We start from the raw sequence: 21825 nt of genomic DNA, 5'->3' as shown, positions 1-21825 counted from the left end.
GCATGGATTGCTTCGTCGCTTCGCTCCTCGCAATGACGGAGAGGAAGCTGTTAGGCCCGCGGCGGTCTTCGGCGCTTGACGGCGCTGCGGCGCGGGGAGCGCGCGACGCGGGGACGCAGGCGGCTGGCAGCTTCGCGGCGCGGCTTGGTTGCGGCCTGGGGGCCGCGTGCCAGTTCCATCAACATGCGCAGGGCTTCCACCACGGAGCGTTGCCGCACCGCGCTGCGTCCGATTGCGCCGAAGCGGTGCTCGCGATGCATGATCCGGCCATCGCGGGCGGCGACCGCGAAATGCACAAGGCCCACCGGCTTGCCCGGGGTGGCGCCGCCGGGGCCGGCGATGCCGGTGATGGAGACGGCAAGATCAACGCCGGCGCGCTCCAGGGCACCGACCGCCATGGCGGTTGCGGTCTCCTTGCTGACTGCGCCGAAAGTCGAAAGCGTCAGCGCGTTGACGCCGAGCATCGCCCGCTTGGCCTCGTTGGAATAGGTGACGAAGCCGCGATCGATGACGTCGGAGGAGCCGGGGATATCGGTGAGCGCGCCCGCGACCAGCCCGCCGGTGCAGGACTCCGCCGTCGCGATGGTCAATTTCCGCATCCGGCACAGATCGAGCAGCGAGCGGGAGAGGGCGCGCGCGTCGCTGCCGCTCATGGTTACTCGCTCCAACCTTTGTCGTTCCAAGGAAGGCGAATGGTGGCGCTCGCGGTAGCTGCGATGCCTTCCTCACGGCCGGTAAAGCCCAGTCTCTCGCTGGTGGTCGCCTTCACCGCGATGCGCGTGATGCTCACGCCCGAGATCTCGGCGATCTTCGCCCGCATGGTGTCGCGCAGCGGGCCGATCTTCGGCCGCTCGCAGATCAGCGTCACCTCGAGATTGGCGATGCGGCCGCCGCGCGCGGCGACGCGATCAACGGCATATTTCAGGAACCGGTCGGAAGAGGCGCCCTTCCACTGCGGATCTACAGGCGGAAAATGCGAGCCGATGTCGCCGTCCGCGAGCGCGCCGAGGATGGCATCGACCAGCGCATGCAGGCCGACATCGCCGTCGGAGTGGGCGAGAAACCCCTTGCTGTGCGGCACGCGCACGCCGCAGATCATCACGTGATCACCTTCACCGAAGGCATGCACGTCATAGCCGGTGCCGGTCCTGATGTCGCCGAGCAGGCTGGCGAGGCGGGCTTCCTCGCGGACGAAGTCTTCAGGTGTGGTGAGTTTCATGTTCGCAGGATCGCCCTCAAAGGTCGCCACCGTCAATCCCGCCCATTCGGCAATCGCGGCATCGTCGGTGAAATCGCTTCTGCCCTCGCGCGCAGCGCGGCGATGCGCATCCAAGATCACGTCGAAACGAAAGACCTGTGGCGTCTGCGCGATTCGCAGCAGCGCACGGTCGGGCGTCGCTTCGACATCGCCGCTCGCACCGGTCAGCTTGATGGTATCGGTGACCGGGACCACGGGAATGGCAGCACCGGTACGGCCGACCGCATCGATCGCGCGCGAGATCAGCGCCTCGGTCGCGAACGGCCGTGCAGCGTCGTGGATCAGCACGATGTCGGGCTTCTCGCTTGCAAGTGCCTCCAGTCCCGCACGCACGGACGCCTGCCTGGTTGCGCCACCGTTTGTCGGCGGCCGGTGGCGAAGGCCGACCACCGCTTCGTTGAAGAGGGCGGCATCATCGGGATTGACGACGGGCTGCACGGCGAAAACATCGGGATGGCGGCTGAACGGCTCCATCGCCCGGAAGATCACCGTCTGGCCGCCGATCACCCGGTACTGCTTCGGCCCGCCTGCGCCGGCGCGAAGCCCGCGGCCGGCTGCGACAAGGATGGCGGCGATACGCTCAGGTCTGGGCATTGGTCGAAACTGTATACGAGATGGGTTGAGGAGAGGGGCGCCAAGCTTTCCGCCAGCGCACAGCCCTTACCACGCTGGATGCGCAATGACAGAGCTATTCCCATACCCTGTGGGAAAAGCGGTTCTTGTTGCGGTGCACTTGCGCAAATGATAGAAATGTCTAAACCATAGGCATAATGCTTGACTGCACAAGAATTGTGCTCAAAATAGAGGACAGCGGCGCGATGAGGCTGCCGCCAGTAACACGAGAAGCCTGTGACCGGCCTCGCAAGAACGCGTCGTAACTCTTTGAAAATAGGTGACATTACTGTCGCCAACCCGGTGCTTCTCGCCCCCATGTCCGGCGTGACCGATGCCCCGTTTCGGCGTCTCGCAGCGAGTCTCGGCGCGGGGCTTGTCGTGTCGGAGATGACCGCAAGCGACGATCTTGCGCAGGGCAGAGCAATCTCGCTTTTGCGCTGCGAGGCGGCCGGGATCGGGCCGCATGTGGTCCAACTCGCCGGGTGCGAGACCCGCTGGATGGCCGAGGGCGCGAGGATCGCGGAAGCCGCCGGCGCCGACATCATCGATATCAACATGGGTTGCCCGGCGCGCCACGTCACCGGGGGCCAGTCAGGTTCCGCTTTGATGCGCGACCTCGATCACGCGACGAGCCTGATCGAAGCGACGATCGCCGCGGTCAAGGTGCCGGTGACACTGAAGATGCGGCTCGGCTGGGATGACCGTTCGCGCAATGCGCCGGAACTGGCACGGCGCGCGCAAGCCGCCGGTGTGCAGATGGTGACGGTGCACGGCCGCACCCGCTGCCAGTTCTACAAGGGCGAGGCGGATTGGGCCGCTGTGCGCGAAGTCAGGGACGCCGTCTCGATCCCGCTCGTCGTCAATGGCGACATCACCTCCTTCGAGAGGGTGGTGACCGCGCTCGATAAGTCCGGCGCGGACGCGGTCATGATCGGACGCGGCGCGCAGGGGCAGCCCTGGCTGCCCGGGCAGATCGCGCGCCGGCTCGAGACCGGCATCGCCGAGCAGGCGCCGCCGCTCGCCGAGCAGCTCAGCCATATCCGCGAGCTCTATGATGCTGTCCTGAGCCATTACGGGGTCCGTGTCGGGCTCAAGCATGCGCGAAAACATCTCGGTTGGGCGTTGGAGATCGCCGCCCACTGCAGCCGCGCTCCGGCCGCGACGCTGAAGGGCTGGCGGCAAAGCATCCTGACCTCGGACGAGCCCTCGCGTGTGCATCAATCGCTTCAGGATGCTTATGACGATTTTGCATGGAGTGCTGCTGCATGACATCAGCCGCAGAGACTCGCCGGCGCATGCCCTCCGACAGCGAGGCTATCCTCAACGCGCTGCCGAACCCGGTGCTGCTGGTGGCGCCGGATGGCCGTATCGCCGACGCCAACATCGCCGCCGAATCGTTTTTCGAAATCTCCACGCAATTCCTGCAGCGGCAGTCGCTGAAGGAACTGGTGCCGTTCGGCAGCCCGCTGCTCGCGCTGATCGACCAGGTGCGTACCAGCGGCTCGCCGGTCAACGAATACAAGGTCGACCTCGGCACGCCGCGGATCGGCGGCGACCGCCAGGTCGATTTGCATGTGGCGCCGGTCACGGAACGGCCGGGGCATATCGTCGTGATGCTGCAGGAGCGCACTATCGCCGACAAGATGGACCGGCAACTCACCCATCGCAGCGCCGCGCGCTCCGTGATCGCGCTGGCGGCGATGCTGGCGCATGAGATCAAGAACCCGCTGTCGGGCATCCGCGGCGCGGCGCAACTCCTGGAGCAGCAGGCGTCCTCCGATGATCGCATGCTGACCCGGCTGATCTGCGACGAGGCCGACCGCATCGTCACCTTGGTGGACCGCATGGAAGTGTTCGGCGACGATCGGCCGGTCGCCCGCGGCCCGGTCAACATTCATTCGGTGCTCGACCACGTCAAACGGCTGGCGCAGTCCGGCTTCGCGCGCAACGTCCGTTTCATCGAGGACTACGACCCGTCGCTGCCGCCGGTTCTCGCCAACCAGGATCAGCTCATCCAGGTGTTCCTCAACCTGGTGAAGAACGCCGCCGAGGCGGTGGCCGATCTCGGCACCGATGCGGAAATTCAGCTCACCACCGCGTTCCGTCCAGGCGTCCGGCTTTCGGTGCCCGGCAAGAAATCGCGGGTGTCGCTACCGCTGGAATTCTGCGTCAAGGACAACGGCTCCGGCGTGCCGGAAGACCTGTTGCCCAATCTGTTCGATCCCTTCGTCACCACAAAACAGACCGGCAGTGGCCTCGGGCTTGCGCTCGTCGCCAAAATCGTCGGCGATCACGGCGGCATCATCGAATGCGAATCCCAGCCGCGGAAGACCACCTTCCGCGTACTGATGCCGATGTACAACCCCGCCAAACAAATCGACCAAAGCAGCCGCGAGGACGTTCCGGGTACGCCATCGCATGCCTCACAGGACGCAAGATGAGGAAAGACAATGCCCGCAGGTAGCATTCTCGTTGCTGATGACGACACCGCCATCCGCACGGTTCTCAACCAGGCTCTGTCACGCGCCGGGTATGAGGTGCGGTTGACCGGCAACGCGGCGACGCTGTGGCGCTGGGTCAGCCAGGGCGAGGGCGATCTCGTCATCACCGACGTGGTGATGCCGGACGAGAACGCGTTCGACCTGCTACCGCGGATCAAGAAGATGCGGCCGAACCTGCCCGTCATCGTCATGAGCGCGCAAAACACCTTCATGACGGCGATCAGGGCTTCCGAACGCGGCGCCTACGAATATCTGCCGAAGCCGTTCGACCTGAAGGAGCTGATCACCATCGTCGGGCGGGCGCTCGCGGAGCCGAAGGAGAGGGTGACGAGCGCCGCCGACGATTCCGAATTCGACTCGATCCCGTTGGTCGGCCGCTCGCCGGCGATGCAGGAAATCTACCGTGTGCTGGCGCGGCTGATGCAGACCGACCTCACCGTGATGATCTCGGGCGAGTCCGGCACCGGCAAGGAACTGGTCGCTCGTGCGCTGCACGACTACGGCAAGCGGCGGAACGGCCCCTTCGTCGCCGTCAACATGGCCGCGATCCCGCGCGACCTGATCGAGTCGGAATTGTTCGGCCATGAGCGCGGCGCGTTCACCGGCGCCAATACCCGCGCCTCGGGCCGGTTCGAGCAGGCGGAAGGCGGCACCCTGTTCCTCGACGAGATCGGCGACATGCCGATGGAGGCGCAGACCCGGCTGCTGCGCGTGCTGCAGCAGGGGGAATACACCACCGTCGGCGGACGCACCCCGATCAAGACCGACGTGCGCATCGTCGCCGCCAGCAACAAGGATTTGCGGATACTGATCCAGCAGGGCCTGTTCCGCGAAGACCTGTTCTTCCGCCTGAACGTGGTGCCGCTGCGGCTGCCGCCGCTGCGCGAGCGGATCGAGGATCTGCCCGACCTGATCAGGCACTTCTTTGCGCTCGCTGAGAAGGACGGTCTGCCGCCGAAGAAGCTCGACGCCCAGGCGCTGGAGCGGCTGAAGCAGCACCGCTGGCCCGGCAACGTCCGCGAGCTGGAAAACCTCGCACGTCGGCTGGCGGCGCTTTATCCGCAGGATGTGATCACCGCGTCCGTCATCGATGGCGAACTGGCCCCGCCGGCCGTCAACTCCGGCAGCAACACGCAGCACGGGGTGGACAATCTCGGCGGCGCTGTCGAGGCCTATTTGTCCTCGCACTTCTCCGGCTTCCCGAATGGCGTGCCGCCCCCGGGGCTCTACCACCGCATCCTCAAGGAGATCGAGGTGCCGCTGCTGACGGCCGCGCTCGCGGCCACCCGCGGCAACCAGATCCGCGCCGCCGACCTGCTTGGCCTCAATCGCAACACGCTGCGCAAGAAGATCAGGGACCTCGATATTCAGGTCTACCGGAGCGGGGGCTAACCTAGAGATCCGTCATTCCGGGACACGGCGACGCGAACCCGGAATGACGAAACTTCCCGACAAGGGCTGTGGAACCCTGTTCATTCCTGAACAAGCGCCGCGGAAATGTCGCAATTCGGCAACATTGTGATATGATTGCATCAGTCCGCTCGATCAGCGGACGTTGAGGCCTTCAGTTCATCCTTGCCGGAATGACCAGCCCAGAGACCACGGCCCAGCCGTTCGATCCATCGCGTACCGAGAAAAGGGCACTGCCGCTTGCGAAGTGGCTGGCGCTCTTTGCCATCGCGGTTGCGCTTTTGTCGGCGTTCCTGACCTTCGTGGTGCTGACGGGGCTGACTCCGATCGAGCCGACCAAGCACGTCGTCTATTCATTCCTGCTGATCAACGCAGGCACGATCCTGCTGCTCCTCGGGATCATCATCCGCGAAATCTGGCAGGTAATTCAGGCCCGGCGCCGCGGCCGTGCGGCGGCGAGGCTTCACGTCCAGATCGTCAGCCTGTTTTCCATCATTGCGGTGTTGCCTGCGGTGGTGGTCGCGATCGTCGCCAATGTCATGCTCGATCGCGGCCTCGACCGGCTGTTTTCGGGACCGACGCGGGTAGCGATCCAGAATTCGGTGACGATCGCCGGCGCCTACATGCAGGAGCATGCGCAGCTCATTCGCGGCGACGTCCTGGGGATGGCAAACGACCTCGCCCATGCAAGGCCACTGTATGACCAGGATCGCATGACGTTCATGCAGCTCCTGACGGCGGGCGCGGCGGCGCGTAATCTGCCGGTTGCGCTGCTATTGGACAAGGACGGCAACGTCCTCGACAGCGCCGATACCGGTAGTCGTCTGAACTACGCACTACCACCCCTCGAAATTCTCAAGAACATCAACGAGACCGAGCCGGAAATCTCGGTTTTCCCCGAAAGCTATGTCGCGTCCGTGGTCCGGCTGCGGGCTTATGACGACACGTTCCTGTACGTGGCGCGTCTACTTGATCCGACCATCGTTGCCCAGCTCAAGCAGACCCAGGCCAGCGCTGCCGAATATGCCGCGATCGAAGCGCAGAGGCTCGGCATCCAGGTGACCTTCGCGCTGGTGTTTGCGGTGATTGCGCTGACCATTCTGGTCGCGTCGGTGCTGATCGGGCTCAATTTCGCCAACTGGCTCGTGTCGCCAATCCGCAGTCTGATGAGCGCCGCCAATCAGGTGTCGACCGGCGATCTCAACATCCAGGTTCCGGTCCATAGATCGGAAGGCGATCTCGCCCAGCTCGGGCAAACCTTCAACAAGATGACGCAGGAGTTGCGGACCCAGCGCGATGAACTCGTCAATGCCAGCGAACTGATCGACAGCCGCCGGCGCTTCATCGAGGCCGTGCTGTCATCGGCCAGCGCCGGCATCATCGGCGTCGATCCGTCCGGCAGCGTCGGCACCCTCAATCGCTCGGCGGAGAAGCTGATCGGCCACGCCGAATCGGAGACCTTGGGTCATCCGCTCTCGGACGTGCTTCCGGAGCTTGACGAGATGATGAAGACGGCAAGGGAGGGCACCCAGCGCCTGGTCCAGGGCCAGATCACCATCACCCGCGACGGCCACGAGCGCAATTTGTCGGTTCGCATCTCCGCCGAGAAGACCAGCCACTCCTGGGACAATTACATCATCACGCTCGACGACATCACCGAACTGGTCTCGGCCCAGCGCACCTCGGCCTGGGGCGATGTCGCCCGCCGTATCGCGCATGAGATCAAAAACCCGCTGACCCCGATCCAGCTCTCGGCCGAACGCATCCGCCGCAAATTCGGCAAGACCATCACCGAGGAGAAGGACAAGTCCATCTTCGAACAATGCACCGACACCATCGTGCGCCAGGTCGACGACATCAGGCGCATGGTCGACGAATTCTCGCGCTTCGCCCGCATGCCGAAGCCGGTGATGGAAGGCGAGGATGTCGCCGACACCGTGCGGCAGGCGGTGTTCCTGATGAAGGTCGCGCACCCCGAGCTCGATATCGAGGCCGATATCAAGCAGGACCCGATGCGGGCGCAGTTCGATCGCCGGCTGATCTCGCAGGCGCTGACCAACATCATCAAGAACGCGACCGAAGCGATCGAGCAGGTGCCGCCGGAAGAGCTGGGCAAGGGGCGGATCGACGTCATCGCGCAGCGCGAGGGCGAGGGCGAGGAGATCATCATCGACGTGATCGACAACGGCATCGGTCTGCCGAAGGTCGCGCGCGCGCGTCTGCTCGAGCCCTATGTCACGACGCGCCAGAAGGGCACCGGGCTCGGGCTTGCGATCGTCGGCCGCGTGCTCGAAGACCATGGTGGCCGCATCGAGCTCAAGGATGCTTCCGACTTCCGTCCCGGCCAGCGCGGTGCCTGGATGCGGCTTCGATTCGCCGTCTCCGGTCAGCCGCCGAACGCGGGGGCCAAGGAGCCGCCTCCGGCGACCGGCCCCGAGTCGCAGCAGTCAAGCGCGCGGGACGAAGAAAAAAATCCGCCGGCATCCGCGACCAGCGACCCGGCATCCACGACCAATATCCAAGCGAAAATCCAAGCAGCGACAGGCGACTGACAGGCAGGTGTAACCCATGGCAAGTGACATTCTGATTGTCGACGATGAAGCAGACATTCGCGACCTCGTTGCCGGCATCCTCGAAGACGAAGGCTTTTCCTCGCGCACCGCGCGCGACAGCGATTCGGCGCTGGCGGAGATCGCCAACCGTCGCCCGCATCTGGTCTTCCTCGACATCTGGCTGCAGGGCTCCAAGCTCGACGGGCTGCAGCTCCTGGAGCAGATCAAGAAGGACAATGCCGACCTGCCGGTGGTGATGATCTCCGGCCACGGCAACATCGAGACCGCGGTCGCTGCGATCAAGCGCGGCGCCTATGACTTCATCGAAAAGCCGTTCAAGTCGGACCGGCTGATCCTGGTCGCCAACCGGGCGCTGGAGAATTCGCGTCTCAAGCGCGAAGTGAAAGAACTCAAGCAACAGGCTCCAACTGCAAGCGTTTTGACCGGCCGCTCCGCCTGCATGAACCAGTTACGCCAGACCATCGAGCGCGCCGCCAAGGCCAACAGCCGCATCCTGATCGTGGGGCCGGCAGGCTCCGGCAAGGAGCTGGTGGCGCGTACGCTGCACCAGGCATCGAGCCGCGCCGACGGCCCGTTCGTCGTCATCAACGCGGCCGCGATCACGCCCGAGCGAATGGAGGTCGAGCTGTTCGGCGTCGAGGCGTCCAATGGTGAGCAGCCGCGCAAGCCGGGCGCCCTGGAAGAGGCGCATGGCGGCACGCTGTTCATCGACGAGATCGCTGATATGCCGCGCGAAACCCAGAACAAGATCTTGCGCGTGCTGGTCGACCAGACGTTTCAACGCTCCGGCGGCACCGCAAAGGTCCATGTCGACGTCCGGATCATCTCCTCCACGGCGCGCAACCTGGAGGAGGAGATCGCGGCCGGCCACTTCCGCGAGGATCTCTACCATCGCCTGTCGGTGGTGCCGATCCGGGTGCCGCCGCTGTCGGAGCGTCGCGAGGATATTCCCGAACTGATCGACTATTTCATGGACCAGATCTCGGCGGCGACCGGCCTGCCGAAGCGGCAGATCGGCCAGGACGCGATGGCGGTGCTGCAGTCCCATGTCTGGCCCGGCAACGTCCGCCAGCTCCGCAACAATGTCGAGCGGGTGATGATTCTGGCCGGCGGCGGCCCGGAGGCGATCATCACCGCGGACATGCTGCCGCAGGACGTCGGCTCGATGGTGCCGGCGATGCCGACCAGCAGCAATGGCGAGCACATCATGGGATTACCGCTGCGCGAGGCGCGAGAGGTATTCGAGCGCGACTATCTGATCGCCCAGATCAGCCGGTTTTCCGGCAATATCTCGCGCACGGCGGAGTTCGTCGGGATGGAGCGCTCCGCGCTCCATCGCAAGCTCAAGGCCTTGGGGGTCGGCTGAGCCAACCGGTCGCAGATCCATGCAATTGACTGGGAATGATCGCTTTTTTCCCCATGCTTTTGCGGCAATTGCCGATTCTTGTTCATGGGTGGCGCGTCAACCGGCTTGCCTAATGGGCGGGCCTGCCCTCTAATCCTACCGCCGAGCCTGTCAGAGGGGGAACTCAGGATAGGCCGGCAACCGGGGAAAGGCTCCGTCAGAGGGCTCCAACCGGTTCCAACATTCCAATAAGAAGAACCACAAGACGGCGGGACAACAAAAATGGCGGCAGACCGCGCTCAAAATCTACAAGACACCTTCCTAAATCATGTTCGTAAGACCAAGACGCCACTGACGATCTTTCTGGTGAACGGCGTTAAACTGCAGGGCATTGTCACCTGGTTTGACAATTTCTGCCTTTTACTCCGGCGCGACGGTCATTCGCAGCTTGTCTACAAGCACGCGATCTCGACCATCATGCCGGGCGCACCGATCCAGTTGTTTGAAGGCGGTGAAGATACACAGGGGTGAGAGTGAACTGATTGGAGCCCCGTAATCGTGAAGGGGCCGCCGACCGGCCACGGTCGGCGGAGGGAGTTGAGACGGGCCGGGTGATTGTCGTCGGCCCGTACATGCGCATGCGCCGCGGCGAGGCCGAGGCGCAAACGGAGGCCTCTGTCCGCGATTTCGAGGGCCGGATCGAGGAAGCGGCCGGGCTTGCCCGCGCCATCGACCTCACGGTGATCGACAGCGTGATTGCCCCGGTCAGCCAGATCAGGCCGGCGACCTATCTCGGCAAGGGCAAGGTCGAGGAAATCACCGGCCTCGTCGCCGGGCACAATATCGAGCTCGTAGTGATGGATTGCGCGCTGTCGCCGATCCAGCAGCGCAACCTCGAGAAGGCCTGGAACACCAAGGTGCTCGACCGCACCGGCCTGATCCTGGAGATATTTGGCCGCCGCGCCAAGACCAGGGAAGGCGCGCTGCAGGTCGAGCTCGCGCATCTCAATTACCAGCGCAGCCGGCTGGTGCGGTCATGGACCCATCTGGAGCGTCAGCGCGGCGGCTTCGGCTTCATGGGCGGCCCCGGCGAAACCCAGATCGAGGCCGACCGGCGGCTGATCAGCGAGCGCATCACCAAGCTCGAAAGCGAGCTGAAGAAGGTTCAGGCGACGCGGCGATTGCACCGCGCCGGCCGCCAGCGTGTGCCGTACCGCGTGGTGGCGCTGGTTGGCTACACCAATGCGGGCAAGTCGACGCTGTTCAACCGGCTGACCCGTGCCGATGTCCAGGCCGCCGATATGCTGTTCGCGACGCTCGATCCGACGCTCCGTGCGCTGCATCTGCCGCATGGTGGCAAGGCGATGCTGTCTGATACCGTCGGCTTCATCTCCAACCTGCCGACGCAGCTCGTCGCGGCATTCCGCGCCACGCTGGAAGAGGTGCTGGAAGCCGATCTCATCCTCCACGTCCGCGACATCTCGCATGACGATGCCGAGGCCCAGGAGCGCGACGTCGAGGCGGTGCTGCGCCAGCTCGGGATCGATCCCGATGCCGACGGCGGCCAGCGCATCATCGAAGTCTGGAACAAGATCGACTGCTTCGATCCCGAGGAGCGCGCGAATTTGCGCAACATCGCCGCCCGCCGTCCGCCGGAGCGGCCGGCCTTCCTGGTCTCCGCCTGGAGCGGGGAGGGCGTCGACGAACTGCTCGCCGCGATCGAGGATCGGCTGGCGGCAAAGCGCATGACGCTGGACCTGTCGATCGATGCCTCCGACGGCGCCGGCATTAGCTGGCTGCACCGCAATTCCGAAGTGCTTGACAAGAAGCTGCATGACGGCCGCTTTGATATGACCGTGCGCGTCGACGAGACGAAGCGCGATATCGTCGTGTCACGCTTCGATGCCGTGCCGCATGTGATGTGAGCGGAAGCCCCGTAGCCCGGATGGAGCGCAGCGCAATCCGGGACCGGTCGAGCCAAACGCAAGAACCCCGGATTTCGCTTACGCTCCATCCGGGCTACGGGCACCTTTCGCTTCGTTCCACAGCGCATCCATCTCTTCGAGAGATGCGTCTTGCAGCGAACGCCCTTTCGCCTCTAGCGCGCGCTCGATATAGGCGAAGCGGCGCTCGAATTTGGCGTTGGTGCCGCGGAGTGCGGTTTCCGGATCGGCGCCGACGTGCCGCGCGAGATTGACCACCGCGAATAGGAGGTCGCCGGTTTCTTCCGCCAGTTCATCGGCATCGGCCCCGTCGAGTGCGGCCTCGATCTCGTCAGCCTCCTCGCGGATTTTCTTCAACACCGCGCGCGGATCGTTCCAGTCGAAGCCGACGGTCGAGGCCTTGCGCTGCAGCTCCATCGCGCGCGTGAGGGCAGGCTGGCCGGCCTTGATGCCGGCAAGCAACGATTTGTGCCCGGCCTCTTCCGGCGGCCGGCGCGCTGCACGCTCGGCCTTCTCCTCGGCCTTGATGCGATCCCAGACTTCCTTGACGTGGGAGGGGGCGAGATTGCCGTCCTTGTCGGCGAACACGTGCGGATGCCGCCGGATCATCTTCCTGGTGATCGCCTCCACAACGTCGCCGAACGCAAAGGCGTTCTGCTCCTCCGCCATGCGGGCGTGGAACACGACCTGCAACAGCAGATCGCCGAGTTCTTCCCTGAGATCGTCGAGATCGCCGCGGGTGATGGCATCCACCACCTCATGGGCTTCCTCGATCGTGTAAGGGGCGATGGTCGCAAAGTTCTGCTCGAGGTCCCAAGGGCAGCCGGTCACCGGCGTGCGCAAGGCGGCCATGATCTCGATGAGGCGTGAAATGTCGCGGGAAGGGGTCATGCGGCCACCAGAATTCTGCTTGTCCCGCTTTATGCCGTAAGCGACCGGCCGATCCCAGCGGAACACGCTGAAATATGCCGATTTCCACCGGTTGGCCGCCATCGCTGGCGGTGCTAAAGCGCGCGCCATGAGCGAAGATTTGTCGTCCGAAATCGCGCTGGTGCTGTTCTCCGGCGGGCAGGATTCCACCACCTGCCTTGCCTGGGCGCTCAAGCATTTTGCGCGCGTCGAAATGCTCGGTTTTGGCTATGGGCAGCGCCACGCGATCGAACTCGAATGCCGGGAGGGGCTGATCTCCGGCATCAAGGCGCTGCGGCCGGACTGGGCTTCAAAGCTGGGCGAGAGTCACACGCTGGAAATCCCGACGCTCGCCGAAATTTCCGACACCGCGCTAACACGTGACGTCGCGATCGCGATGGGCGCGGACGGCTTGCCCAATACTTTCGTGCCCGGCCGCAACCTCGTATTCCTCACCTTCGCAGCCGCGCTGGCCTACCGCCGCGGCATCCGCCACATCATCGGTGGCATGTGCGAGACTGACTATTCCGGTTATCCCGATTGCCGCAACGAGACCATCAAGGCACTGCAGTCGGCGCTCAGCCTCGGCATGGCCAAGGATTTCGAACTGCACACGCCGCTGATGTGGCTGAGCAAGGCCGAAACCTGGAATCTCGCTCATGAACTCGGCGGCACCGGCCTGGTCGACCTGATCCGCGAGCATTCCCATACCTGCTATCTCGGCGACCGCGGCGCGCCGCACGACTGGGGCTACGGCTGCGGCGAATGCCCGGCGTGTACGCTGCGGGAGAGGGGATGGCGGGAGTATGCGGCCGCCCAACGCTAGCCCGCAAAATCCTCCGGCCGCAGTTCGATCGGCTTGCCGTGTGGGGTGCGGTCGGCGGCGTGATCCCAGGCGTCGCGGTAGCGGTGGAGGGTGGCGGCAGTGGTGACGCCTTTTTCGGCGACGAGATGTTCCAGCGTCGCGAGCCAGTGGCGATAATAAGTCTCGCCGGTGTCGGGATCGCCTTCCGCCTGTGCGCGCTTGATCTGGTCGGCGAGGGCTGCGGCCCATTCGTTCCAGGTGAACAAGCCGCGCTCGTGCAGCGTTAGCGCCATCGCAAAGGCCTGCGCTTCCCAGGGTTCGCGGAACACCGGGCCGTCATCGTCGCGCGGGATGCTCGGCACGGCGGCGGTGGCGCGCGCGGCTGCGGCGCTGTCCATCACACACGCTCCAGATATGGCTCGAAGGCGTCGACCGAAATCTTGACGGTCGGATCCGACTCCGGGCCCCACAATTCGGTCCCGTCGAACACCACGGTGTAGAGCCACTGCGGGTTCTCGCCGGCTTCCATTGCGGCGGAGTCCGGAAACACGTGACAGCCATGGTCGCGCTCGACCACGCCGACACGGCCGCGCACATAGCGGGGCAGCCGCGTGTGCGTGAGGGGGTGGATGTTCTTCGCGCGCACCCTGTCGCCTGCCTTGAATTTTGCGGGCGCCGGCGCCGTGCGGCCGAACTTGCCGCGCACCATCACGCGCTCGACGTCATCGAGCTCGAATTTGCCATGCTTGAGCGCCTTTGGCGGCTGCACCGCGTGGCCCGTCGCGACTTCGTCTTTTGCGATGAACCCCTTGTCCAGCAAGAGGTCCTCGAGCCCGAGCAGCCACTTCGTGTAATAGCAGCTCGCGAGATAGATGTGCGGCGGCAAGGCTTCGCGATAATAGCGCGAGGTGTCGATGTTGAAGGCGCCGGCCGCGCCCATCGCGCGCACCATCGCCATCACCCGCGCTTCCCATGCGGCATGGAACATCGGCTCGTTCGGCTCGGGCTCGACCTTGCCGAACCCGTCCATGCCGCCCATGTCGTGCACGCCGTTCATGACGGCGCTCCCGGCCGCTTCGGGAACCCGGTGCCGATCATGGAATCGCGTGTCACGAGGTCCGCAAGCTGCGCCTCGCTCCAGCCCTCGGTGCCTTCGGGCCGCATCGGCAGCACCAGGAAGCGCGTCTCGGCGGTCGAGTCCCACACCCGGATTTCGGTCTCCTTCGGCAGCGTCACGCCGAAATCGGCGAGCACGCCGCGCGGGTCTTTCACCGCGCGCGAACGGTAGGGCGCGGCCTTGTACCAGACCGGCGGCAGGCCGAGCATTTCCCAGGGGTAGCAGGAGCACAAAGTGCACACGACCATGTTGTGGCGCTGCGGCGTGTTCTCGACCACGACGAGATGGTCCCCGACGCGGCTGACATGGCCGAGCGTGCCGACGGCCTTGCTGCCGTCCTCCAGCAGCGCCTGCTTGAACGACGGATCTGTCCAGGCTTTGGCGACGACCCGCGCACCGTTGTGCGGGCCGATCCGGGTCTCATAGGCCTGAATGATGGCGTCGAGCGCGGCCGGCTCGACATAGCCCTTCTCGGTCAAGATCGTTTCGAGCGCGCGCACGCGCAGCTCGGTCTCGGACAGTTCCGAATGATCCTGGTCGTGATGATGATCGCTCATGGCGGCGAGGATAGGCGAAGAATCCGGGGGATGTCGAGGCATAGAGTCTGCTAGCATTTCGACCATGACAGGGAGGCAATCGTGGCGGAATACGTAAAGATCGAAAAAGGCCTAGGCCCTGAAGGCCGGATCGCGGTCGTCCGCTTCGATCGCGGGGACGGCATCAATGCGCTGTCGCCGGAAGCGCTGCGCCAGCTCACCGATGCGGCCCGCAGCTTCGAGGATGACGGCGCGACGTCCGTCGTCGTGCTCACGGGCGGCGCAAAATCCTTCAGCGCCGGCTTCGATCTCAAGGACGCCGAAGGCCGTTCGCGTCGCACCATGGACATCGGCACGCTGCGCCGGCATCTGAAACTGGGGCCGCGGCTGACGCGGGCCTGGCAGGACATGGAACAGGTCACGATCGGCGCAATCGAGGGCTTTTGCATCGGCGGTGGCGTGGCGCTGGCGGTTGCGCTCGACTTCCGCGTCATGGCGCGCGATGCCCATATGCGCGTGCCCGAGATTGGGCTCGGCATGAACATGAGCTGGCAGAGCGTGCCGCGCATGCTGCATCTGATGGGACCGGCACGGACCAAGCAGGCCGTAATCCTCGCCGACGACCGCATCTCCGCCGCGGAGGCCTATGAATGGGGATTGGTGGAGCAGGTGGCCGAGCCCGGCAAGGCGTTTGAGGCCGCCATGACGCTTGCGACAAAGATCGCGGCGCAGCCGCCGATCTCGGTCGCCATGACAAAGCTCACGGTCAACCGCCTCGCGCACGCGCTCGATGATCTGGCTAGCCATATGGATGTCGATCAGTTCGCGCTGGCAAGCGTGACCGAGGATCACAAAGAGGGCGTGGCGGCATTCCTGGAACGGCGGAAACCGCGGTTCAGGGGGCGATAGCGCTTCGGGCTACTTTCGCGCTGCCGTCGTAGCATGCGCGTCAGCGGCCATTTCGAGGCAGGTCTGGAGCTCGACATAGCTCGGCGTGCCGTCGATGCTGGACTCGCTGATGCATGCCGCCTTGTCCTTCGCCGTGAACTTGCTCCACTGCCCAGCCACTTGCGTCCGCGCCTGCTCTTCGGCCTTCGTGCAGGACGCCAGGGTCTCTCCGATCCCTACCATCTCAGCCGTCTCTGCTTTGCAGATTTTGGCGATGTCAAATTTCGGCACCGCGTCCGCCGCGCGCACATCGTGTGATGCTGCAATTGAAGCGGCCGCGCCGAGCGCGGCAAAAATGATGAATTTGCGCATGTTCGACCTCCGGTCGTATCAATCATCATTAGACAAGCTCGTTCGATGTTGACGAAGATCAAGCCGGCGGCCGAGCACGTGAACGTGATCGTTATGACTAGTTCGAGGCCGAGCTGAGCGTGGACCGGAAACGCAGCAGCGACAGCACCAGGAACAGCGAGGCGATGCCGGCGACGGCAAGGAATTGCGGCCACACCACATCGAGCCCGGCGCCGCGATAGAGGATCGCCTGCGCGAAGGACACGAAGTGGGTCGAGGGCGACGCCTGCATCACTGTCGCAAGCCAGGGCGGCATGCTCTCCAGCGGCGTGGCGCCGCCGGACAGGACGTTCATGGGCACGGCGACCAGCATGTAGAGCAGGCCGAGCTGGGGCATCGACCGCGCAACAGTGCCCAGGAACAGCCCGATCGCGGTCGCGAAGAACAGATAGAGGATCGCTCCAAACATGAAGAGCGGGATCGAGCCGGCAATCGGGATCTGCAGCAGCAAGCGGACCACCAGATAGAGCGACAGGCCGACCGCGACCGCAATGACGAACCCGTTGGCCCAGATTTTCGACATCGCGATCTCGAACGGGCTCAGCGGCATCACCAGGAGATGGTCCATCGTGCCATGCTCACGCTCGCGTACCAACGCTGCACCGGCGAGGATGATCGCGAGCATGGTGACGCTCGAGATGATGCCCATGACGCTGGAGAACCAGGCCGTCATCACGTTGGGATTGAACGCGATCCTGGCCGCCAGGTCGACTGGCGATTCCGGCACGCGTTCCACCTGCGACACGAACTGAGCAATCTCGGTATTGATGATCTGTTGCGCGTAGCCCGATCCCAGGCCGGCCTGGATCATCGCGGTGGCGTCGACGTTGATCTGCAGTCCGGGCTGGCGGCCCGCCAAGACGTCGCGTTGGAAGTTGGGGGGAATATCGATGACGAAAGTGTATTTGCCGGTATCCATCAGATGTTCGATATCGGCTTGCGCGATCGCCACCGGCTCCTTGAAATAGGGCATCAGGAAGGCATGCGTGATCCGGCGGGACAATTCCGAATGGTCTTCGTCGACCACCCCGATCGAGGCATGAAACACTTCCTGTGAATTGCTTTGCGCCTGGCTGATGACGGCAAGCGAGAATGAGTAGATCACGAAGCCGAGCAGCACCCAGTCGCTGAAAAAGCTGCGCAGCTCCTTGGTGCCGAGCCAGACGATGTTGGAGAGGGAGCGCATCGTCTCAGCGCTCCTGCTTGGGGAGCAGCATCATGCTCAGCGCCGTCAGCACGGGGACGAAGACGAGCAGCATGAGGATGCTCGAACCGAGATCGGCAAGGCCCAGGCCCTTGGTGAAGGCGCCGACGCTGATCGGGCGGTAATAGCTCATCGGAAAGCAAAGGCCGATAAGCTGCGCCGAACCGGAAAGCGAAGAGACGGGCGTCATCATGCCCGAGAACTGCTGGGCTGGCAGGATGGTGAGGATCGCGGTGCCGAACAGCGCGGCGATCTGGGTCGTGCAGAAGGTCGAGATCAGCATGCCGTAGCCGGTCGTCGTGAAGACGTAGATGACCGTGCCGGCCAGCAGCGCCACAAAGCTGCCCTTCAGCGGCACGTTGAAGATGAAGACCGCCATCGCGAACATGATAATGAAATTGATCAGCGCGACGGCGACGTAAGGAAGCTGTTTGCCGACGAGGAATTCCAGCCGCGTCACCGGCGTAACGTAAAGGTTGGTGATCGAGCCGAGCTCCTTCTCGCGAACGACCGCAAGCGCCATCAGGATGGCCGGGAACAGCGCGAGCATCATCGCGAGGGTCGAAGGCACCATGGCGTAGATGCTGTCAAAATCCTGATTGTACTTGAACCGGACCTCGATATTGGCGGGCAGGGGCCTTGCCGCCTGCGTCGTGTTCAGCACGGGATCGCTCAGATAGAGCTGGTGCATCCCCTGCAGGTAACCCCGAATGGTTGCGGCGCGGAACGGCATGGCGCCGTCGATCCACGCGGATACGTAGGCGGGCCGCCCGCGCTTGATGTCGAGGCCGAAGTTTGGAGGAATCTCGATGCTGGCCGAGATGTCGCCGTTCTTCAGGCGACGATCGAGATCGGCATAGTCGGTCAGCGGAGGCTTTTCGAGGAAATAGGGCGATCCTCTCAGCTCCGACAGATAGGCACGGCTTTCGGGCGTTTGGTCGCGATCGAGCACGGCAAAGCTGAGATTGTTGACGTCGGCCGAAATGCCGAAGCCGAACACGATCATCAGGAGCGCAGTGCCGAACAAGGCGAACATCAGCCGGATACGATCGCGCATCAGCTCGAGGCCCTCGCGTATGGTATAGGCGAACAGCCGCCGAAAGGTGAAAAAGGAGCGTCTGCTTTCGCGGCCGGCGGTCTTGTCCGGTTCGGCTTGCGGCTGGTCGAGAGTCACGGTGGATGCCGTGCCCGGCGTTTCCCGTTCGAGGAAGCTGATGAACGCATCCTCCAGGCTCTTGGCGTTTCTCGCCTTGATCAATCCGGCCGGCGTGTCGGAGGCAAGCACGCGTCCTTCGTGCATCAGCGACAGCCGATCACAGCGCGCCGCCTCGTTCATGAAATGCGTCGAGACGAAAATGGTCATCCCTTGATTGCGCGACAGGTCGATCAGAAGCTGCCAGAACTGGTCGCGCGCCAACGGGTCGACGCCGGAGGTCGGCTCGTCCAGGATCAAGAGGTCCGGCTTATGGACGACGGCGACCGCAAGCGACAACCGCTGCCTGATTCCGAGCGGGAGCGACGAGGCGAGGTCATCGAGATAGTCGGCGAGGTCGCATTTCTCGATCAGCTCCGCGATGCGTGCCTCCGCAAACGCCAGAGACAGGTGAAACAGCCGCGCGTGCAGGACAAGGTTCTGGCGAACCGTGAGTTCCCCGTAGAGGGAGAAGGATTGCGACATGTAGCCGACGCGGCGGCGTGCTTCGAGGTCGCCGGCGCGCAGCACTTCGCCGAAGATCAGCGCCTCGCCCTCGGACGGCGGCAGCAGCCCGGTGAGCATCTTCATCGTGGTCGTCTTGCCCGATCCGTTCGAGCCGACAAAGCCAAAGATCTCGCCGCGGCGGATCGTGAAATTCACACGGTCGACGGCGGTGAAGTCGCCGAACCGGCAGGTCAGGTCCTTGGCGACAATGACGGGCTCGGCGTGACCGTCGAGCGGCGGACCGATCGGCTTTTCGTTGCCGGCACGCTGTCGCTGCGGGAGCAGGGCAACGAACGCGTCTTCGATCGAGTCGGTGCCGGTTTGCTGTTTGAGGTCGGACGGCGAGCCGGTCGCGAGAATCTTTCCCTCGTTCATCGCCATCAGCCAGTCGAAACGCTCGGCCTCTTCCATATAGGCGGTTGCGACGAGCACGCTCATTTTCGCCGTGCGGCCCCTGATACGGTCGATGAGATCCCAGAACTGGCGGCGCGACAGCGGGTCGACGCCGGTCGTGGGCTCGTCGAGGATCAGGAGATCGGGATCATGGATCAGCGAGCAGCACAGCCCGAGCTTCTGCCGCATGCCGCCCGACAGCTTGCTGGCCGGCCGGTCGGCGAACGGCGCAAGCCCGGTACTTTCCAGGAGCTCATTGATGCGCCACTCGCGCTCCTTGCGCGACTGTTCGAACAGCCGCGCGAAGAACTCGACATTCTCCTTAACGCTCAGGTCAGGATAGAGATTCTTGCCCAGCCCTTGCGGCATGTAGGCGATGCGCGGACAGATCAGGGCGCGCTCGGCGGCCTTGGAGATGTCGGTGCCGAGCACGGCGACCGCACCCTCCTGGATCTTCCGCGCGCCGGCGAGGATCGCGAGCAGGGAGGATTTGCCGACGCCGTCGGGTCCGATCAAGCCAACCAGGCGTCCGGCGGGTATGTCGGCCGATATGCAGTCGAGCACCGTCACCGAACCGTAGCGATGGGAGAGGGCTCGAACAACGGCGACCGGATCGTCGCTGCCGTTCATGGCGCAGCCTGCAGCGTCGTCGGCCATGCAACCGCGGAATCCCAGCGGACATAAGCAACACCGGGGAGGCCACTTCTGACCGCGTCCGCATGCGCAAGCAGGCGCTCCGGGTCGATGCGGACCCGAATGCGGAACATCAGCTTGTCGCGCTCGGTCTTGGTCTCTACCGTCTTCGGCGTGAACTGCGCCTGGCTCGCGACGAACGAGACCTTCGCCGGGATCGGATGATCGGGGTAGGCGTCGAGAACGATACGTGCGTCAGCGCCGACCTTCACCTTGCCGGCTTCCGTCGTCGGGAAATAGAGGTCCATGTAGACATAGGTCAGATCCAGCATCGTGAAGACCTTGCCGCCGGCCGCGAGGACTTCGCCGATATTGGTAAGGCGGTACTGGATCCGGCCCGCCTTCGGCGCCACCAGAGTGTTGTCGGCGATCTGCACCCTGTAGAGACCGGCATCGTGCTGGGCGGCCTCCAGCGCATGTTGGGATTCGAGCACCCTTGCCTGGGCCGCAGCGAGCGCGCCATTGGCCGCGTCGAGCTGCTGCTTGCGCTGGTCCAGCAATTCCTTGGTGGCCCAGCCGTTCTTGAACAGCGATTCAGTCCGCTGGTTCTCCTGCTCGGCGAGGGTCTTCTGCGCCTGCTGCTGGGTCAGCACGGCCTCGGCTTCCTCGATGGCGCGCTGCGCCTGCCGGCCCTGCGCAACCGACTTAGAAAGCGATTGCTCGAGATCGCGGGTATCCATCCGCGCCACGATCTGTCCGGGCGCAACCATGTCGCCGATATCGGCGAGTAGCTCGTACACGCGTCCGGCATATTTGGTGCTGATGTCGATTTCATCGGCTTCGATACGGCCGTTGCCGACGCTGATGCCGACAGGCAGCGGCGGATGCATTTGCTTCCAGATGTAATAGCCGCCGCCACCGGCGCCGAGCGCAGCGAGGAGGAGCGCCACCGTGATCCGCAAACCGCGCCGTTTGCCGCTTGGGCGGACCGGCACAGGCAGATGCGAGGCGGGCGCAGGCGCGGGCGAATGAGACGCATCGCCGGCTTGCGCGCCTCCTTTGATCTCTTCGATTTGATCTTGCATCGGTCAGTGCCTTTGGTTGCAGAGCTTGTCTGCAATCTTGCACCGCCGCATCCGCGGGCTGTTGACGTAACGCAAATTCTGCCGAACGCCGGTCCCGTGAGCCGTGTTCCAAGTAGGTTCCGAGCGACCGGCACATCAATGCGCGCGACAAAGTTGATTTCGCTCAACCCGCACCGCCGCGAATGCCCCATGCTCTGTCCAATTGCGCAGCGAGACGGCGCGCTCGCTTTCTGATCACCGAGGACAGGTCCATGGCCGACAAGAAGAACGTGGTTGCCACCGAACCCGGGATCGGTACCCTAAAAAGTCTCCAGACCAAAAAACAGCAGGCAGAGGTGGGAAGCAGGGTCCACGATTGTCTGGAAGACGACGAAGTTCGAGAAGCGCTGGACCTCCTCCATGAGCGCGACGAGAGAACGCCTCCCTGGCAAGATTGAAACGGGGACGGTTGTGGGTGACGTCAGTTAGAATTGGTGATCGGCATGCTCCCGGCGTTCAAC

Annotated in this window: 20 protein-coding genes; 10 read left to right on the top strand and 10 right to left on the bottom strand. The window is 64.1% G+C overall.

The window, feature by feature from the left end; translation table 11 throughout:
* Positions 1-50: 50 nt before the first annotated feature.
* Both AC5ZG1_RS22450 and AC5ZG1_RS22445 read right to left on the bottom strand, forming a co-directional pair.
* Positions 51-653 carry a CinA family protein gene (locus AC5ZG1_RS22450; RefSeq protein WP_130223424.1) on the bottom strand — a complete coding sequence of 201 codons (603 nt, stop codon included), beginning with the start codon at positions 651-653 and terminating at the stop codon, positions 51-53.
* Between the two features lie 2 nt (positions 654-655).
* Positions 656-1852, bottom strand: a complete 1197-nt coding sequence (locus AC5ZG1_RS22445; protein ID WP_496134115.1) for a bifunctional 2-C-methyl-D-erythritol 4-phosphate cytidylyltransferase/2-C-methyl-D-erythritol 2,4-cyclodiphosphate synthase — start codon at positions 1850-1852, stop codon at positions 656-658.
* Positions 1853-2140: 288 nt separating this feature from the next.
* Here AC5ZG1_RS22445 and dusB point away from each other — a divergent pair, with 288 nt between their 5' ends.
* The 7 genes from dusB (at position 2141) to hflX (ending at position 11627) form a co-directional block, all read left to right on the top strand.
* Positions 2141-3142, top strand: a complete 1002-nt coding sequence (dusB, locus tag AC5ZG1_RS22440) for a tRNA dihydrouridine synthase DusB (protein ID WP_463327460.1) — start codon at positions 2141-2143, stop codon at positions 3140-3142.
* The gene (locus AC5ZG1_RS22435) at positions 3139-4314 is read left to right on the top strand and encodes a two-component system sensor histidine kinase NtrB (protein WP_130223420.1); all 1176 of its coding nucleotides are present in this window, start codon (positions 3139-3141) and stop codon (positions 4312-4314) included. The genes dusB and AC5ZG1_RS22435 overlap by 4 nt, the downstream gene beginning before the upstream one ends.
* Before the next feature lie 9 nt (positions 4315-4323).
* On the top strand, positions 4324-5766 hold the full coding sequence (gene ntrC / locus AC5ZG1_RS22430) for a nitrogen regulation protein NR(I) (protein ID WP_130223418.1): 1443 nt from the start codon (positions 4324-4326) through the stop codon (positions 5764-5766).
* Positions 5767-5957: 191 nt separating this feature from the next.
* Positions 5958-8336 (top strand): sensor histidine kinase, encoded by a 2379-nt coding sequence (locus AC5ZG1_RS22425; RefSeq protein WP_496134114.1) that lies wholly within the window; start codon positions 5958-5960, stop codon positions 8334-8336.
* 16 nt (positions 8337-8352) lie between these two features.
* Positions 8353-9723, top strand: coding sequence for a nitrogen assimilation response regulator NtrX (ntrX, locus tag AC5ZG1_RS22420; protein ID WP_130223414.1), 1371 nt, complete (start codon positions 8353-8355; stop codon positions 9721-9723).
* 261 nt (positions 9724-9984) lie between these two features.
* A complete protein-coding gene (gene hfq / locus AC5ZG1_RS22415) occupies positions 9985-10233 on the top strand; it encodes an RNA chaperone Hfq (RefSeq protein WP_027578348.1) in 249 nt (82 codons plus the stop codon).
* An 11-nt stretch (positions 10234-10244) separates the two neighbouring features.
* Positions 10245-11627 (top strand): GTPase HflX, encoded by a 1383-nt coding sequence (gene hflX / locus AC5ZG1_RS22410; RefSeq protein WP_130223412.1) that lies wholly within the window; start codon positions 10245-10247, stop codon positions 11625-11627.
* A gap of 78 nt (positions 11628-11705) precedes the next feature.
* On the opposite strand, the gene mazG is transcribed toward hflX, so the two are convergent.
* A complete protein-coding gene (mazG, locus tag AC5ZG1_RS22405) occupies positions 11706-12536 on the bottom strand; it encodes a nucleoside triphosphate pyrophosphohydrolase (protein WP_496134113.1) in 831 nt (276 codons plus the stop codon).
* A 127-nt stretch (positions 12537-12663) separates the two neighbouring features.
* Here mazG and queC point away from each other — a divergent pair, with 127 nt between their 5' ends.
* A complete protein-coding gene (gene queC / locus AC5ZG1_RS22400) occupies positions 12664-13380 on the top strand; it encodes a 7-cyano-7-deazaguanine synthase QueC (protein WP_496134112.1) in 717 nt (238 codons plus the stop codon).
* On the opposite strand, the gene AC5ZG1_RS22395 is transcribed toward queC, so the two are convergent.
* The 3 genes from AC5ZG1_RS22395 to nthA are packed head-to-tail and all read right to left on the bottom strand — an operon-like array spanning position 13377 to position 15033.
* A complete protein-coding gene (locus AC5ZG1_RS22395) occupies positions 13377-13757 on the bottom strand; it encodes a nitrile hydratase accessory protein (protein WP_496134111.1) in 381 nt (126 codons plus the stop codon). The genes queC and AC5ZG1_RS22395 overlap by 4 nt on opposite strands.
* Complete coding sequence (nthB, locus tag AC5ZG1_RS22390; RefSeq protein ID WP_496134110.1) at positions 13757-14416, bottom strand: nitrile hydratase subunit beta; 660 nt, start codon at positions 14414-14416, stop codon at positions 13757-13759. Before nthB ends, AC5ZG1_RS22395 begins: the two co-directional genes overlap by 1 nt.
* Positions 14413-15033: a nitrile hydratase subunit alpha gene (gene nthA / locus AC5ZG1_RS22385; RefSeq protein WP_496134152.1), complete on the bottom strand. Its 621-nt coding sequence runs from the start codon at positions 15031-15033 to the stop codon at positions 14413-14415. The genes nthB and nthA overlap by 4 nt, the downstream gene beginning before the upstream one ends.
* A gap of 81 nt (positions 15034-15114) precedes the next feature.
* On the opposite strand from nthA, the gene AC5ZG1_RS22380 reads away from it, so the two are divergent.
* Positions 15115-15921 (top strand): enoyl-CoA hydratase/isomerase family protein, encoded by an 807-nt coding sequence (locus AC5ZG1_RS22380; protein ID WP_496134109.1) that lies wholly within the window; start codon positions 15115-15117, stop codon positions 15919-15921.
* A gap of 9 nt (positions 15922-15930) precedes the next feature.
* On the opposite strand, the gene AC5ZG1_RS22375 is transcribed toward AC5ZG1_RS22380, so the two are convergent.
* The 4 genes from AC5ZG1_RS22375 to AC5ZG1_RS22360 all read right to left on the bottom strand — a co-directional run bounded on the left by AC5ZG1_RS22375 (position 15931) and on the right by AC5ZG1_RS22360 (position 21325).
* Complete coding sequence (locus AC5ZG1_RS22375) at positions 15931-16272, bottom strand: hypothetical protein (RefSeq protein ID WP_496134108.1); 342 nt, start codon at positions 16270-16272, stop codon at positions 15931-15933.
* Between the two features lie 97 nt (positions 16273-16369).
* Positions 16370-17497, bottom strand: coding sequence for an ABC transporter permease (locus AC5ZG1_RS22370; RefSeq protein WP_496134107.1), 1128 nt, complete (start codon positions 17495-17497; stop codon positions 16370-16372).
* A gap of 4 nt (positions 17498-17501) precedes the next feature.
* The gene (rbbA, locus tag AC5ZG1_RS22365) at positions 17502-20237 is read right to left on the bottom strand and encodes a ribosome-associated ATPase/putative transporter RbbA (RefSeq protein ID WP_496134151.1); all 2736 of its coding nucleotides are present in this window, start codon (positions 20235-20237) and stop codon (positions 17502-17504) included.
* Positions 20234-21325, bottom strand: coding sequence for an HlyD family secretion protein (locus tag AC5ZG1_RS22360; protein WP_496134106.1), 1092 nt, complete (start codon positions 21323-21325; stop codon positions 20234-20236). The genes rbbA and AC5ZG1_RS22360 overlap by 4 nt, the downstream gene beginning before the upstream one ends.
* A 251-nt stretch (positions 21326-21576) precedes the next feature.
* On the opposite strand from AC5ZG1_RS22360, the gene AC5ZG1_RS22355 reads away from it, so the two are divergent.
* A complete protein-coding gene (locus AC5ZG1_RS22355; RefSeq protein ID WP_496134105.1) occupies positions 21577-21762 on the top strand; it encodes a hypothetical protein in 186 nt (61 codons plus the stop codon).
* Positions 21763-21825: the final 63 nt, after the last annotated feature.

The sequence above is a fragment of the Bradyrhizobium sp. Leo78 genome (assembly GCF_059512425.1).
Note: the sequence above shows the minus strand (reverse complement) of the source record. Positions and strands in the feature narration are given on the sequence as shown.

Coding starts and splice junctions, on each gene's coding strand:
- mazG (WP_496134113.1), bottom strand. CDS start 12,536: ATGACCCCTTCCCGCGACATTTCACGCCTCATCGAGATCATGGCCGCC.
- hfq (WP_027578348.1), top strand. CDS start 9,985: ATGGCGGCAGACCGCGCTCAAAATCTACAAGACACCTTCCTAAATCAT.
- nthA (WP_496134152.1), bottom strand. CDS start 15,033: ATGAGCGATCATCATCACGACCAGGATCATTCGGAACTGTCCGAGACC.
- AC5ZG1_RS22395 (WP_496134111.1), bottom strand. CDS start 13,757: ATGGACAGCGCCGCAGCCGCGCGCGCCACCGCCGCCGTGCCGAGCATC.
- queC (WP_496134112.1), top strand. CDS start 12,664: ATGAGCGAAGATTTGTCGTCCGAAATCGCGCTGGTGCTGTTCTCCGGC.
- AC5ZG1_RS22425 (WP_496134114.1), top strand. CDS start 5,958: ATGACCAGCCCAGAGACCACGGCCCAGCCGTTCGATCCATCGCGTACC.
- ntrC (WP_130223418.1), top strand. CDS start 4,324: ATGCCCGCAGGTAGCATTCTCGTTGCTGATGACGACACCGCCATCCGC.
- nthB (WP_496134110.1), bottom strand. CDS start 14,416: ATGAACGGCGTGCACGACATGGGCGGCATGGACGGGTTCGGCAAGGTC.
- rbbA (WP_496134151.1), bottom strand. CDS start 20,237: ATGAACGGCAGCGACGATCCGGTCGCCGTTGTTCGAGCCCTCTCCCAT.
- AC5ZG1_RS22360 (WP_496134106.1), bottom strand. CDS start 21,325: ATGCAAGATCAAATCGAAGAGATCAAAGGAGGCGCGCAAGCCGGCGAT.
- AC5ZG1_RS22445 (WP_496134115.1), bottom strand. CDS start 1,852: ATGCCCAGACCTGAGCGTATCGCCGCCATCCTTGTCGCAGCCGGCCGC.
- ntrX (WP_130223414.1), top strand. CDS start 8,353: ATGGCAAGTGACATTCTGATTGTCGACGATGAAGCAGACATTCGCGAC.
- AC5ZG1_RS22450 (WP_130223424.1), bottom strand. CDS start 653: ATGAGCGGCAGCGACGCGCGCGCCCTCTCCCGCTCGCTGCTCGATCTG.
- AC5ZG1_RS22435 (WP_130223420.1), top strand. CDS start 3,139: ATGACATCAGCCGCAGAGACTCGCCGGCGCATGCCCTCCGACAGCGAG.
- AC5ZG1_RS22370 (WP_496134107.1), bottom strand. CDS start 17,497: ATGCGCTCCCTCTCCAACATCGTCTGGCTCGGCACCAAGGAGCTGCGC.
- AC5ZG1_RS22375 (WP_496134108.1), bottom strand. CDS start 16,272: ATGCGCAAATTCATCATTTTTGCCGCGCTCGGCGCGGCCGCTTCAATT.
- AC5ZG1_RS22355 (WP_496134105.1), top strand. CDS start 21,577: ATGGCCGACAAGAAGAACGTGGTTGCCACCGAACCCGGGATCGGTACC.